Raw genomic sequence first — 13,457 nt, forward strand, 5'->3', positions numbered from 1 at the left:
GGGCGGGGTGCGGGCGCACGCCCGGGGCGCCCCTCCGCCGCCTCCGCGCGGTACGAACTGCCCTGCTGGATGCGGCAGGATGAGCGAGCGCGCCGACCGGCGTCCCTCCACGTGGGAGGTCTCCGGCCGGCGTATCGCACATCCCGGAACCGAGCAGGTGACTACGTGACGCAACTTCACATCCGGCCGTCGGCGGCCCCGTGCGCCGCAGATCGACCCACCGGAGGTGACCGGTGAACCGCACGCCGACCCTGGACGACCTGATCCTGGCGGGCATCGCCCTGGCCGCGGGCCTGGCGGCCGCCTTCCTCTCGCGGGCCGTGCTGCGCTGGCTGGCCAAGCACGCCAAGCGCACCCGCTGGAGCGGCGACGACGTCATCGTGGACGCGCTGCGCACGGTGGTGCCGTGGGCGGCGATCGCGGGCGGCGCGGCGTCCGCCGCCGCGGTGCTGCCGCTGACGCGGACGGTCCAGCACCACGTGAACCAGAGCCTGACCGTGCTGCTCATCTTCGTGGTGACGCTGTCGGCGGCGCGGGTGGTCGCCGGCCTGGTGCGGACGGTGACCCAGTCCCGCTCCGGCGTCGCCGGGTCGGCCACGATCTTCGTGAACATCACCCGGATCCTGGTCCTCGCGATCGGCTTCCTGGTGGTGCTGCAGACCCTCGGCATCTCCATCGCGCCGATGCTCACCGCCCTCGGCGTGGGCGGTCTGGCGGTCGCACTGGCCCTGCAGGACACCCTGGCCAACCTCTTCGCCGGTGTGCACATCCTCGCCTCCAAGACCGTGCAGCCCGGGGACTACATCCGGCTCAGCACCGGCGAGGAGGGCTACGTCGAGGACATCAACTGGCGCCAGACGACGGTCCGCCAGCTCTCGAACAACCTGGTCGTCATCCCCAACGGGCAGCTGGCGAAGACGAACATGACCAACTTCACCCGGCCCGAGCAGCGGCTGACGGTCCTGGTGCAGGTGGGTGTCGGCTACGACAGCGATCTGGAGCACGTGGAGCGGGTGACCATGGAGGTGGTCGCCGACGTGATGCGCGAGATCACCGGCGCGCTGCCCGAGCACGAGCCGGCGATCCGCTTCCACACCTTCGGCGACTCCCGGATCGGCTTCACGGTGATCCTGGGCGTGGGCGAGTTCAGCGACCAGTACCGGATCAAGCACGAGTTCATCAAGCGGCTGCACCGCCGCTACCGCGAGGAGGGCATCCGCATCCCGTCCCCCGCCCGGACGGTGGCCCTCCAGCACGGACCGGCGGTCATCCCGCAGCAGCGCAGCGTCGACGACGTGCCGACCGGCACGGTGCTCGGAGGCTGAGGCGCGGCCGCGGCGGCACGGGGGCCCGGACCCCCGCGGGCGCCACCGGGGTGCCGGACCCGGCGCCCCGGCGCCCGCCGTGGACGGCGGTCCCGCCGCCGGGGGCCGGCCGCCGTGGGCCATCTCACGTCCGGGGCCGTTCGCCGGGCGGCCCCGGAGAACCGGGGCCGCCCCACCGCCCTGACAGGGGGAAACGCCGGCGGGAGACCGCCGCCGGCCCGTCCGCCGGACGCGCGCCCCGCCCGGAGGCGGGCGCTCCGGACCGGGGACGGCCGGACCGGTCGCGGACCCCTGTCGAGTCGGGGGCGGTCACGAGATATCTTGATGTCGAGCAATGTTGCAGACGTGGAGCGGAGCACCCGGTGACTGACTCGACCATCATCTACACACACACTGACGAGGCCCCGGCCCTGGCGACGTATTCCTTCCTGCCGGTGGTCCAGGCGTACGCCTCGCAGGCCGGTGTCGCCGTCGAGACCCGCGACATCTCGCTGGCCGGGCGCCTCATCGCCGTGTTCCCGGAGTACCTGGCCGAGGACCAGCGCATCCCGGACGCCCTCGCGGAGCTGGGCGAGCTCGCCAAGACGCCCGAGGCCAACATCATCAAGCTGCCGAACATCTCGGCGTCCATCCCGCAGCTGAAGGCCGCCGTGGCCGAGCTGCAGGGCCAGGGCTACGCGCTGCCGGACTACCCGGACGACCCGAAGACCGACGAGGAGCGCGAGATCCGCGCCCGCTACGACAAGGTCAAGGGCTCCGCGGTCAACCCGGTCCTGCGCGAGGGCAACTCCGACCGCCGTGCCCCGGCCTCGGTGAAGAACTACGCCAAGACCCACCCGCACCGCATGGGCGCCTGGACCGCCGAGTCCCGGACGAACGTGGCGACCATGGGCGAGAACGACTTCCGCTCCACCGAGAAGTCGGTCGTCGTCGCCGAGGACGGCGCGCTGCGCATCGAGCTGGTCGGCGACGACGGCTCCACCACGGTGCTGCGCGAGTCCGTGCCGGTCCTCGCCGGCGAGGTCGTCGACGCCTCCGTGATGCGCGTGGCCGCGCTGCGCGAGTTCCTGACCGCGCAGGTCGCCCGCGCCAAGCAGGAGGGCGTGCTGTTCTCCGTGCACCTGAAGGCCACGATGATGAAGGTCTCCGACCCGATCGTCTTCGGCCACGTGGTGCGCGCCTTCTTCCCGAAGACCTTCGCGCAGTACGGCGAGGTGCTCGCCAAGGCCGGCCTGACCCCGAACGACGGTCTGGGCGGCATCTACAAGGGCCTGGAGAACCTGCCCGAGGGCGCCGACATCAAGGCCTCCTTCGACGCCGAGCTGGCCGAGGGCCCGGAGCTGGCCATGGTCGACTCCGACAAGGGCATCACCAACCTGCACGTGCCCTCCGACGTGATCGTCGACGCTTCCATGCCGGCCATGATCCGCACCTCGGGCCACATGTGGGGCCCGGACGGTCAGGAGCACGACACCCTCGCGGTCCTGCCCGACTCCAGCTACGCGGGCGTCTACCAGGCCGTGGTCGACGACTGCCGCGCCCACGGCGCCTACGACCCGTCCACCATGGGCACGGTCCCGAACGTCGGCCTCATGGCGCAGAAGGCCGAGGAGTACGGCAGCCACGACAAGACCTTCGAGATCCCGGTCACCGGCACCGTGCGCCTGGTCGGCCGTGACGGCAACGCGGTGATCGAGCAGGCCGTGTCGGCCGGCGACATCTTCCGCGCCTGCCAGACCAAGGACGCCCCGATCCGCGACTGGGTCAAGCTCGCCGTCACCCGCGCCCGCGCCACCGGCGACCCGGCGGTCTTCTGGCTGGACGCCACCCGCGCCCACGACGCCAACCTGATCGCCAAGGTCGAGCAGTACCTGGCCGAGCACGACACCGAGGGCCTGGACATCCGCGTCCTGTCCCCGGTCGAGGCGACGAAGCTGTCCGTCGAGCGCATCCGCCGCGGCGAGAACACCATCTCCGTCACCGGCAACGTGCTGCGCGACTACCTGACCGACCTCTTCCCGATCCTGGAGCTGGGCACCAGCGCCAAGATGCTGTCGGTCGTCCCGCTGATGGCGGGCGGCGGCCTGTTCGAGACGGGCGCCGGCGGCTCCGCGCCGAAGCACGTCCAGCAGCTGGTCAAGGAGAACTACCTGCGCTGGGACTCGCTGGGCGAGTTCTTCGCCCTGGTGCCGTCCCTGGAGCAGTACGCGGCGGCCACCGGCAACAGCCGCGCCAAGGTGCTCGCGGACACCCTGGACCGGGCCACGGCGACCTTCCTCAACGAGGACAAGTCCCCGGCCCGCCGGGTCGGCGGCATCGACAACCGCGGCAGCCACTTCTACCTGTCCCTGTACTGGGCGCAGGAGCTGGCGCGGCAGACGGACGACGCCGACCTGGCGAAGGCGTTCGCGCCGCTCGCCGAGACGCTCGCCGCCGGCGAGCAGAAGATCGTCGAGGAGCTGGCCGCGGTGCAGGGCAAGGCGGCCGAGATCGGCGGCTACTACCAGCCCGACCCGGCGAAGGCCGCAGCGGTCATGCGCCCGTCGGCCACCTGGAACGACGCCCTGGCGTCCCTGAGCTGACCCGCCGGGTGGCCCGCCACCCGGCCCGACGGCACTCCCTCCGCCCCGCCCGGCACCCGCCGGGCGGGGCGGAGCCGTGTCCGGCGGGTGCCGGACGCCCCGGTCGGCTCCGTCACCCGCAGGCCGGTGCGCGTGAGGGGGCGCTGTCAGCTCCTCGACGTCCGCGTCCGCGAAGCCGTAGGACCGGGCGACGAGGAAGAAGTCCTCCGCGATCTCCTCGCGGGCCACCGTCCCGATCTCGCTGCCCGCCTCCTCGAAGGCGTCCTGCAGCGCGTTGAGCTCCTCCGTGGCCGCGTGGGTGAGGGCGTGCAGCGCGGGCGGGTCCGCGGGCCGCTCGGCCTCGATGCGCCCGCACAGGCGCAGCAGGATCTCCCGGCCGCGATCCACCACGTCGGCGGGGTGGGACCCGTCGACGGCCAGGGCCTTCACGCACGGGTGCGCGGCCACCTCCGGGTCGGTGACGGACATGGTGCTCCTCCCCCTGGTCCCGGGGACTCCCGCGTGCTCGGGGGCCCGGCGATGTGACACCTTGATCATGCCCCGCCCCACTGACAACGCCCCCGGAGGAGTCCCGTGCCCGGCGCCGCGCCGTCCTTCTCGCTCCTGCCCGGCGACCCCGCCTCGCCGGTGATCCTGCACGTGCCGCACGCGTCCCGGACGGTCCCCGCCGAGGTGCGCGCCGGGATCGCCCTGGACGACGCCGCGCTGGAGGGGGAGCTGGACCACCTCACCGACGCGCACACCGACCGGCTCGCCGAGGAGGCCGCCGGCCGGTGCGCCGTCGCCCCGTGGCGGTTCGTCAACCGGCTGTCGCGGCTGGTCGTCGACCCCGAGCGGTTCCCGGACGAGCGGGAGGAGATGCTCTCGGCGGGCATGGGGGCGGTCTACACCCGCACCTCCCACCGGGCCGTGCTGCGCCCGGCGGACGCCGACCCGGAGCCGCTGCTCGCCCGTTACTTCCGCCCGTACGCGCGGGCCATGGCCGGGGCGGTGGCGGGCCGGCTCGCCGCCACCGGCCGGGCCGTGATCGTCGACGTGCACTCCTACCCGACCGGGGCGCTGCCCTACGAGCTGCACGGCGCGGGTCCCCGCCCGCCCGTGTGCCTGGGCACCGACGCGTTCCACACCCCGCCGGAGCTGGCCGACCTGGCCCGGACCGCCTTCGCGGGCTGCGGGGGGACGGCGCTGGACACCCCGTTCGCCGGTGTCTACGTCCCGCTGGACTTCCACGGCCGCGACCAGCGGGTGAGCGCGCTCATGGTGGAGATCCGCAGGGACGGCTACATGGCCGAGCCGGGCGGTCCCGCGGGGCCGGGCCTGTCCCGGCTCGCGGCGGCGCTGGCCGCACTGGTCGACGGCGTCGGCGGCTGACCGCCGCACGGCTGGAGCACTCCCGCGCGACAGGCGGCCCCGCCGCGGCCAAGGTGGACGCATGACGCAGGAGATCACCGCGCCGGCCGACGGGGCGACGCCGCAGCCTCCCGTACGGGACTGGCCGGCGCTCGACCTGGAGGGCACGGAGTTCGACCCGGTCCTCGCGGAGCTGATGCGGGAGGGCCCGATCACCCGCATCCGCCTGCCGCACGGCGAGGGGTGGGCCTGGCTGGTCACGCGGTACGACGACGTCAAGCTGATCACGAACGATCCGCGGTTCAGCCGTACCGAGGTCACCCGCCGTCAGGTGACCCGGCTGGCCCCCCACTTCGCGCCCCGCCCGGGCTCCCTCGCCTGGGCCGACCAGCCCGACCACAACCGGCTCCGCAAGCCGCTCGCGGGCGCCTTCACGGTGCGCGCGATGAAGCGGCTGCGGCCCCGGGCGCAGGAGACGCTCGACGGGCTCGTCGACGGCGTCGTACGCGACGGGCCGCCCGCGGACCTGGTGGAACGGGTGCTGGAGCCCTTCCCGATCGCCGTGGTCAGCGAGGTGATGGGGGTGCCTGCCGGCGACCGCGAGCAGGTGCGCACCTGGACCCGGCAGATCATCTCCCTGCGCGGCGGGGCCACGGCCGCGGACCGCGCCAAGGCCGGTATGTACGGCTGGATCGCCGACACCATCCGCGCCCGCCGCGACAGCGGCGCCGAGGACGTCCTGTCGCTGCTGGGCGCCGCGGTCGGCCGGGGCGAGATCAGCGAGGACGAGGCCGTCGGGCTCGCCGGTCCGCTGCAGATCGGAGGCGAGGCCGTCACCCACAACTGCGGGCAGATGCTGTTCCTGCTGCTGACCCGGCCCGAGCTGATGGCACGGATGCGGGAGCGCCCCGACGGGCGCGGCCCCGTGATCGACGAGCTGCTGCGCCACGTCCCGCACCGCAGCAGCGTCGGGCTGGCCCGGGTGGCGCTCGAGGACGTCGAGCTGCACGGGGTGCGCATCTCGGCGGGCGACCCCGTGTACGTCTCGTACCTGGCCGCGAACCGCGACCCGGAGGTCTTCCCTGACCCGGACCGGATCGACCCCGACCGCGACCCCAACCCGCATCTCGCCTTCGGCAACGGGCCGCACTACTGCACGGGTGCCGTCGTCGCCCGCCTCCAGACCGAACTGCTGGTCGGCACGCTCCTCGACCGGCTGCCCGGACTGCGGCTGGCGGTCCCCGCGGACCAGGTGGCCTGGCGCCGCAGCACGATGATCCGCGGCCCGGAGACCCTGCCCGTCCGCTGGTGAGGGGAGCGGGACCCCCCCCCGCGGAACCGGAGGGGCTCTGGTCGCCGTGCGGCGCGGGCCCTCCCGTTGCGGGCCCGTGCGGGAGCGCTCCGGCGGCAGGGCGGCGCGGGAAGCCGGGCCGTGACCGCGCGGCGGCTCAGGCCCGGAGCCACTCCGTGACCACCGTCTCCCCGCCGGTCCGCAGGCGCAGCGCGAACGGCCCCGCGGGCGGGGCGTCCCCGGCGAAGCGGCCCAGTTCGTCGGCGACGATCGGGACTCCCGGCCGGGGCCCGCTGAGCACCTCGATCCGGGCGGGCCCGGGCGGGATCAGCTGCCCCAGCAGCCCGTCCCCGCCGACCTCGACGTCCACGGTCAGCCCGCCCGCGCGGAAGGTCAGCATGCGCGGCACGTCCGTCGCGCCCCGCACCGGCAGCGCGTCCACCAGCGAGTCGAAGGTGAGCTCGGCGAGCCGGGCGTCGAGGTCGTGCAGGGCGAACGCCTCGACGGCCAGCCGGCGCAGCTCGGCGGGGACCGGGTCGAGGATGGCGGCCGCCTGCCGCAGCTCCTCCTCCAGCGGTCCGGTGTCCGGTTCGTCGGGGCCGCGGCCGCCCTCGGCGAGGACGCCGTCGTCGTGGCCGCTCACAGCGCCCCCCGGGCGTCGAGTCGGGCGCGCAGCCGCCGCAGGCAGCGCTGGCGCAGTGGTCCGATGCTGCCCACGGCGATGCCCAGCCCGGCGGACACCTCCTGGTAGCTCGGGGGCGGAGCGGCCATCAGCACCCGCAGCAGCTGACGGCAGCGCTCGCCGAGTGCCTCGAACTCCTGCCACAGCCTGCGGATCCGCTCGCTCTGCGCGGCGGCCTCCTCGGAGTCGAGCAGCGACTGCTCGGGCGTGCGCTCCTCGCTGACCCGGTCGAGCAGGCGCGGATCGTCCGTCACCGTCAGCCGGTTGAGGCTGCGGATGGTGCGCAGGCACTCGTGCCGCGCGGTGCTGGCCAGCCAGGATCCGGCCTTGTGCGGCTCGCGGATGCGCCCGAGGTGCTGGGCGAAGCGGAACCAGACTGTCTGGTAGACCTCGTGCCCGTCGGCGTCCGAGAGCCGGTGCGCGCGCACCACCGACCACACCAGCGGGCTCAGCCCCTCCACCAACGCCTTCCAGGCCGCCGCGTCGCCGTCGACGGCGGACCGGACGAGCGCGCCGACATCTGCTCGGTCCACGTCCCCACCCCTCGTGTACGGCAAGACATCGTACGCCGTGGTGGGGAAGGCTCCGCTCCTCATGTCCGCGGAGCGTGTCGGGCGACCGGGGCCGGGCGCCAGGTGGGCGGGCGGAGCGCCGGTACGTGCGCCCCGCGCACCTCGGCGTACTCGGTGTTGGCCGCGAGGAGTTGGCGTCGGGCGGCACGCGGGTCGCGCTCCTGATGCGCCGTCATGTGGGCGGCGACCATGCCGGCGGCGACGGGGGTGGCGAAGGACGTCCCGCTCCAGTGCGCGAGCCCTTCGAACATCACCTGGTCGGCCTTGCCGGACCGGGCCCCGCGCTCCTCGCTCAACACACCGGTGTGGCGCGGGAACTGGCAGGTGCAGGCGTAGCCGAAGCCGTAGCGGCAGGCGTCGTAGGTGGAGTGCTGGTAGACGTACGGGACGGGCGCGGCGAAGCCGGTGAGGGCGCTGGTGAGCCGCTCGCCGGGGGCGTACGCCTTCACCCAGTGGCCGTGGTTGCTGAAGCAGGCGCCGTGTTCGCCGTCGCCGCGCAGCGCGCCGACGGACAGCACCACGTCGGCGAAGTCGGGCTGGTCGGCGTAGGCGGCGGGCCAGAAGGGCGTGGCGCTGGAGTTGTTGCCGGCGGCCGCCACGAGCAGGGTGTCGCGGGTGCGCAGTGCCTCCATGAAGGCGTGCACGCCGAGCAGTTGGTCGGTGCGGCCGTTGGAGGTGCCGGCGGAAAGACTGATGAGATCGGGCCAGCCGTGCGTGTCGACGGCCTCGAAGAGCCGGTGCCCGAACTCGGACTCCAGGACGGCGCCGGCGTCGTCGAGGGTGCCGAGCACGGTGATGTCGGTGCTGGGGGCGACGGCGGCGACGAGCCCGGCGATGAAGGTGCCGTGGCCGACGTACTGCCCGAGGACGCCCCGGTCGTCGCACTCGGTGGTCTGGGTGTCGCCGTCGACGTGCGCGAGAAGCGGCAGGGAGCGGTAGTCGTGCATGAGGCCGGTGTCGATGACGAGGACGCCGACCGCTCCGTCCGCGTCGTACGGCGTGTCCGCGGGCGCCGGGTTGGTGCCCGCGCCGAGCGGGGCGGGCACGGGCTCGTCGCCGGGACAGGCGTTGACCGCGACGGACACCACGTGGTTGCGGCTCACCAGCCGCCTCCCGGCGCGGCCCTCGTGCTGCCGCAGCGCCCGCAGCGCGTGTCCGACGGCGGGGTCGCCGCTGCGGTCGCCCTCGCCGGGGTCGCCCACGCGGATGCGGGTGACGCCCGAGCGGTTGGTGTCCGGGCCGCTCCGGCGCACGTGGTCGGCGCTCAGGCCGGCCGTCCCGGCGAAGTGGCTCCGCACGGCGTCCTCGACCAGGCGGGCCTCCTCTCCGTCACGGGCGAGGACGACGCCCTTCTCGTAGAGGAACTCGGCGGAGTCGTCGGGCCCCATCGCCAGGGGGACGCCGGGCATCGCCCGCTGGATCTGGTCGAACTGCTCGTGGAATCGCTGTGGTGCCATGGCGCGTTCCCTCCCGTGGTGGCGGTGGTCGACAGTCTGAGCCGCGGGGGCCCCGCGTGATACAGCGCAGCACCGTATGACGCGGTCACGGCGGCCACTACCATCCGTGGGGTGAGTGCGGGAAGCGAGGCGGTGCTCGACCTTCTGCCGATGGTGTTCGCGGCGCCCGGCGAGGCCCTGGCGCAGGCCACGGAGGTGCTGGACGACCGTCCGCCGCCGCTGCACGCCTCGGTGGCGCACCAGGTCATCGGCATCTGGCAGCGCGACTTCGGCGATCTGCGCCTGGCGTTGCGGCATCTGCGGCGGGCCCGGGACCTGGCGGCGCGCGCGGACTCCGCCGACCGGGAGGCCGACGTCCTGGCCACGCTGGGGGTCGCGTTGGTGCACGCGGGGCGCACCCGGCAGGGTCTGGAGGCGTTCGACCGCGGGGTCGCGCGGGGCACCGGGCACACGCGGGCCCGGGTCCTGTACCGGCGGGCGTACGTGTGGTGGGTGCTGGGCCGCCACTCCGAGGCGCTGGAGGACGTGCGCCGGGCCGTTCCCGTCCTCCGGCAGGCGGACGACGTGATCTGGACGGCGCGGGCGCTCACCCTGCGGGCCACGGTGCATCTGGCGCTGGGCGCGGTGGAGCGGGCCGACGCCGACTTCTCCGCGGCCGAGGTGCTGTGGGACACCACCGGCCAGGAGCACGACAAGGCGGACGCGGTGGAGAGCCGGGGTCTCGCGGCCTTCCGGCGCGGCGACATCCCGGCGGCGCTGCGGCTGCTGGACGAGGCGGAGGAGCGGTACGGCAAGCTCGGCACGCCGACGTTCATGCTCGACATCCGCCGCTGCGAGGTGCTGATGGCCGCCGGGCTCGCCCCGGAGGCGCTGGCCGAGGCGGACACCGCGATCGCCCGGCTCGACCGTATCGGGGGGCAGTCGACCCGGAAGGCGGAGCTGCTGCTGGCCGCGGCCCGCGCGGCGCGGCTGACCGGCGACCCGCACACGGCGCTCGCGCGGGCGGCCGTGGCCGTCCGGTTGTTCGCCGGGCAGCGGCGCGCCTGGTGGGAGACACACGCCCGGCTGGTGCTGATCGAGGCGAGGGCGGGCACCGGCCGGCGCACCGGCCGGATGGTCGCGGACGCCGCCGCCGTCGCCGAGCGGCTGAGGTCCTTCGGCTCCCCGGCCGCGCCGGAGGCGTCGCTGCTGGCCGGCCGGATCGCCCTGGCGCTGGGGCGTCCGGCCGATGCGGAGCGGCACTTGGCGGTCGCCGCGCGCAGCCGGTACGGCGGTCCGCCGCTCGCCCGGATGACCGGCTGGGCCGCGCAGGCGCTGCGGGCCCGAGCGGCCGGTTCGGGCCGGGGCGTGCTGGAGGCGTGCCGGCGCGGCCTGGACGTCCTGGACGACCACCGGATGACGCTCGGCGCCTCGGAGTTGCGGGCGCGTGCGACGGCGCAGGGCACCGAACTGGCCGCGCTGGCCCAGGAGGCGTGCCTCGCGTCGGGCGATCCGCGGCGGCTGCTGGCGTGGAGCGAGCGCTGGCGGGCCACGGTGCTGTCCGCGCCGCCCACCCGGCCGCCCGCGGACCCGGCGCTGCTGAGCGGGCTCACGGCCTTCCGGGAGATCGCGGCGCGGGCCGAGGGGGCCCGGCAGGACGGCCGGCCGGTGCCCGCGCTGGACCGTGAACAGCGGCGTCTGGAGAGGGAGATCAGGTCCCGCACGCTGCGGCTGCGCGGCGCGGCTCCGGGCACGGGCGACCGCTTCGACCCACGGGCCCTGCTGGCACGGCTCGGTGACGGACGGCTCGTCGAACTCGCCGTGCTGGACGGGCGGGTGCACGTGCTGCTGTGCGGGGCGGGCCGGGTCCGGCGCTACGAGGCCGGACGGCTCGCGGACGCGGTGGCGGAGGCCGAGCACGTGCAGGCCGGGCTGCGGCGCCTCGCGCACCCCGGCGGCCAGGCCCGGCTGCCGCTGGTCGAGGCGGCGGGGCGGCGGCTGGAGGAGCTGCTGCTGGGCCCGGCCGCCCGGCACCTGGGCTCCGGCCCGGTGGTGGTCGTGCCGCCGGCCTCGCTGCACCGGGTGCCGTGGGCGCTGCTGCCGTCGCTGCGCGAGCGGGTGCTGAGCGTGTCGCCGTCGGCGAGCAGCTGGCTGCGCGCGGGGGCCGTGCGTCCCCCGGCGGGCGGCCGGCAGGTGCTGGTGCGCGGTCCGGGGCTGGCCACCGGCGGCGCGGAGGTGCCGGAGCTGGCGGGCCGCTACGGCGCGCCGACGGTGCTGGAGGGCGGCTCGGCGCGCGCGGCGCGGGTGCTGCGGGAGCTCGACGGGGCGACGCTCGCCCACATCGCCGCGCACGGCGCCTTCCGGGCCGACAGCCCGCTCTTCTCGTCCCTGGCGATGGCGGACGGCCCGCTCATCGTGCACGACTTCGAACGGCTCGCCCGCAGCCCGTACCGGATCATCCTGTCCTGCTGCGACACGGCCCGCTTCGCTTCGGTCGGCGCCGACGAACTCCTCGGTCTGGTGTCCGCGTTGCTGCCGCTGGGCACGGCGGGCGTGGTGGCGTGCAGCGCACCCGTCAACGACGCGGCGGTGGTCCCGTTGATGCTGGCCCTGCACAAGGGCCTGGACGCGGGCCTGTCCCTCGCGGAGTCCCTCCGCGACGCCCGCTCCGCCCTCCCGGGCGACGCGGTCCACCAGTCCACGGGCTGGGCGTTCACGGCCTTCGGAGCGGCCTGAGCGATGCCCCGGAAAACGGTCAGGAGGGGTCCCTCGGGACCCCTCCGAACCGCTCTGCCGCTGTCGGGACGACAGGATTTGAACCTGCGACCCCTTGACCCCCAGTCAAGTGCGCTACCAAGCTGCGCCACGTCCCGGTGCGTCCCCACGGTGTCCCGTGTGAACGACCAGGTGAAGCCTACCGCACGCGGACCGGTGGGCCGGTCGCGGGCCGCGTGGCGGCCCCGGCGGGTACGGGGTCCCGGGGCGTTCAGGGGTTCAGCGGGTGGTTCGGGGCCGGGGCGGTCGCGATGCCGACGAGTTCCGGCGGGGTCCACGGGCGGAAGGGGTCCGCGTAGAGCTGTTCCACGAACGCCGGGTCGGTGACGTGGTCGTGCAGGCCGGAGGTCGAGTCGCCGAGCATGCGCAGGGTGATCCGGTCGCCGCGCGGCAGGTCGGGCAGCCGGCGGGAGACCGGGTCGTCGAGGCCCACCGTGTGCTCGTCGACGAGCTGGCAGCACGGTGCCGAGGTAGGCGATGCCGGCCGGGCCGACCCGGACGTGCATGCCGGGCGTGGCCGGGACTCCGGACTCCGGACACCGGCTCGCCGGCGGCCGCGGTCACCACCTCGTGCCCGTCGACGGTGACCCGGGCCAGGGCGGACCTGAGGTCCAGGTCGCGGGGTGCCGTCCGGACGATGTCGGCGACCGTGCGGGCCCGGTCGTCCCCGGGCCGGTCGGTCGCGGTGCAGCCGGGTCCGGGCGGGGCTGCGGGGGCCGTGGCAGCCGCGGTGGCGGGGAGCGCGGCGGCGCACAGCAGGGCGGTCCGCCTACGCACCATGGGTCCGCTGTGCGCGCGGCGGCGCGACCCGGCCCGGTGGGGCAGGGACGACGGGCAGGACGATCGGGCGGAGCGGAGGACAGCGGACGGAGCGGAGGACATCGGGCGGCACGGCACGGCGGCTCCGGGCGGCCGGCGGGACACAATGGCGTCGCGGCGGCCCGGGCCCCACTCCCGCGGCTCCGCGTCCGGACGACACCGAAGGAGCAGGCAGCATGGCCGCGTCGGCACAGAGGATCACCCCGTTCCTGATGTTCGAGGGCCGCGCCCAGGAGGCGATGGACTTCTACGTCTCGCTCTTCGACGACGCGAAGGTCGTCCGCGTCACCCGCTACGGCCCCGACGGCCCCGGCGCCGAGGGCACCGTCCGGCACGCCGTGTTCTCGCTGGCGGGCCGGGACTTCCAGTGCATCGACAGCGCGGGGCACGACTTCGGCTTCACCCCCGCGCTGTCGCTCGCCGTGGAGTGCGGAAGCGAGGAGGAGATCGACCGGCTGTACGCCGCGCTCGCCGAGGGCGGTTCGGAGCTCATGCCGCTGGGGTCGTACGGCTTCAGCGCCAAGTTCGGCTGGGTGAACGACCGGTTCGGCGTCTCCTGGCAGCTGACGCTTCCCGGGGAGCCTTCCTGACGGGTCGTCACGCGCCGGGGCCCGAGGGACGCCGT

General features: G+C 75.1%; 10 protein-coding genes, 1 tRNA gene and 1 pseudogene. 6 read left to right on the top strand and 6 right to left on the bottom strand.

Going from position 1 to position 13,457, the window contains the following annotated elements:
* Positions 1 to 233: 233 nt before the first annotated feature.
* Positions 234 to 1,325, top strand: coding sequence for a mechanosensitive ion channel family protein (locus P3H78_RS24715; protein ID WP_276111345.1), 1,092 nt, complete (start codon positions 234 to 236; stop codon positions 1,323 to 1,325).
* A gap of 362 nt (positions 1,326 to 1,687) precedes the next feature.
* The gene (locus tag P3H78_RS24720; RefSeq protein WP_276111346.1) at positions 1,688 to 3,907 is read left to right on the top strand and encodes an NADP-dependent isocitrate dehydrogenase; all 2,220 of its coding nucleotides are present in this window, start codon (positions 1,688 to 1,690) and stop codon (positions 3,905 to 3,907) included.
* Between the two features lie 141 nt (positions 3,908 to 4,048).
* Here P3H78_RS24720 and P3H78_RS24725 read toward each other — a convergent pair.
* Positions 4,049 to 4,375: pseudogene (locus P3H78_RS24725) on the bottom strand (DUF5713 family protein); the annotation flags it as partial.
* Between the two features lie 105 nt (positions 4,376 to 4,480).
* Between P3H78_RS24725 and P3H78_RS24730 the strand changes: the two are divergent.
* Positions 4,481 to 5,278: an N-formylglutamate amidohydrolase gene (locus P3H78_RS24730; protein WP_276111347.1), complete on the top strand. Its 798-nt coding sequence runs from the start codon at positions 4,481 to 4,483 to the stop codon at positions 5,276 to 5,278.
* A gap of 61 nt (positions 5,279 to 5,339) precedes the next feature.
* The gene (locus tag P3H78_RS24735) at positions 5,340 to 6,569 is read left to right on the top strand and encodes a cytochrome P450 (protein WP_276111348.1); all 1,230 of its coding nucleotides are present in this window, start codon (positions 5,340 to 5,342) and stop codon (positions 6,567 to 6,569) included.
* Between the two features lie 136 nt (positions 6,570 to 6,705).
* On the opposite strand, the gene P3H78_RS24740 is transcribed toward P3H78_RS24735, so the two are convergent.
* The 3 genes from P3H78_RS24740 to P3H78_RS24750 are packed head-to-tail and all read right to left on the bottom strand — an operon-like array spanning position 6,706 to position 9,259.
* Positions 6,706 to 7,191, bottom strand: a complete 486-nt coding sequence (locus P3H78_RS24740) for a hypothetical protein (RefSeq protein ID WP_276111349.1) — start codon at positions 7,189 to 7,191, stop codon at positions 6,706 to 6,708.
* Positions 7,188 to 7,826 carry an RNA polymerase sigma factor gene (locus P3H78_RS24745; RefSeq protein ID WP_276111350.1) on the bottom strand — a complete coding sequence of 213 codons (639 nt, stop codon included), beginning with the start codon at positions 7,824 to 7,826 and terminating at the stop codon, positions 7,188 to 7,190. The genes P3H78_RS24740 and P3H78_RS24745 overlap by 4 nt, the downstream gene beginning before the upstream one ends.
* Positions 7,823 to 9,259, bottom strand: coding sequence for a S8/S53 family peptidase (locus P3H78_RS24750; protein WP_276111351.1), 1,437 nt, complete (start codon positions 9,257 to 9,259; stop codon positions 7,823 to 7,825). Before P3H78_RS24750 ends, P3H78_RS24745 begins: the two co-directional genes overlap by 4 nt.
* A gap of 150 nt (positions 9,260 to 9,409) precedes the next feature.
* Here P3H78_RS24750 and P3H78_RS24755 point away from each other — a divergent pair, with 150 nt between their 5' ends.
* Positions 9,410 to 11,974, top strand: a complete 2,565-nt coding sequence (locus P3H78_RS24755) for a CHAT domain-containing protein (protein WP_438828038.1) — start codon at positions 9,410 to 9,412, stop codon at positions 11,972 to 11,974.
* Between the two features lie 63 nt (positions 11,975 to 12,037).
* Here the strand turns inward: P3H78_RS24755 and P3H78_RS24760 are convergent.
* Both P3H78_RS24760 and P3H78_RS24765 read right to left on the bottom strand, forming a co-directional pair.
* Positions 12,038 to 12,111: transfer RNA gene (locus P3H78_RS24760), tRNA-Pro, on the bottom strand.
* 113 nt (positions 12,112 to 12,224) lie between these two features.
* Positions 12,225 to 12,446, bottom strand: a complete 222-nt coding sequence (locus P3H78_RS24765; protein ID WP_276111353.1) for a serine hydrolase — start codon at positions 12,444 to 12,446, stop codon at positions 12,225 to 12,227.
* A 562-nt stretch (positions 12,447 to 13,008) separates the two neighbouring features.
* Between P3H78_RS24765 and P3H78_RS24770 the strand changes: the two genes are divergently transcribed.
* Positions 13,009 to 13,422: a VOC family protein gene (locus P3H78_RS24770; RefSeq protein ID WP_276111354.1), complete on the top strand. Its 414-nt coding sequence runs from the start codon at positions 13,009 to 13,011 to the stop codon at positions 13,420 to 13,422.
* Positions 13,423 to 13,457 lie beyond the last annotated feature (35 nt).

The organism is Streptomyces tropicalis (genome assembly GCF_029269835.1).
In the GTDB taxonomy this organism is placed as follows: Bacteria; Actinomycetota; Actinomycetes; order Streptomycetales; family Streptomycetaceae; genus Streptomyces; species Streptomyces tropicalis.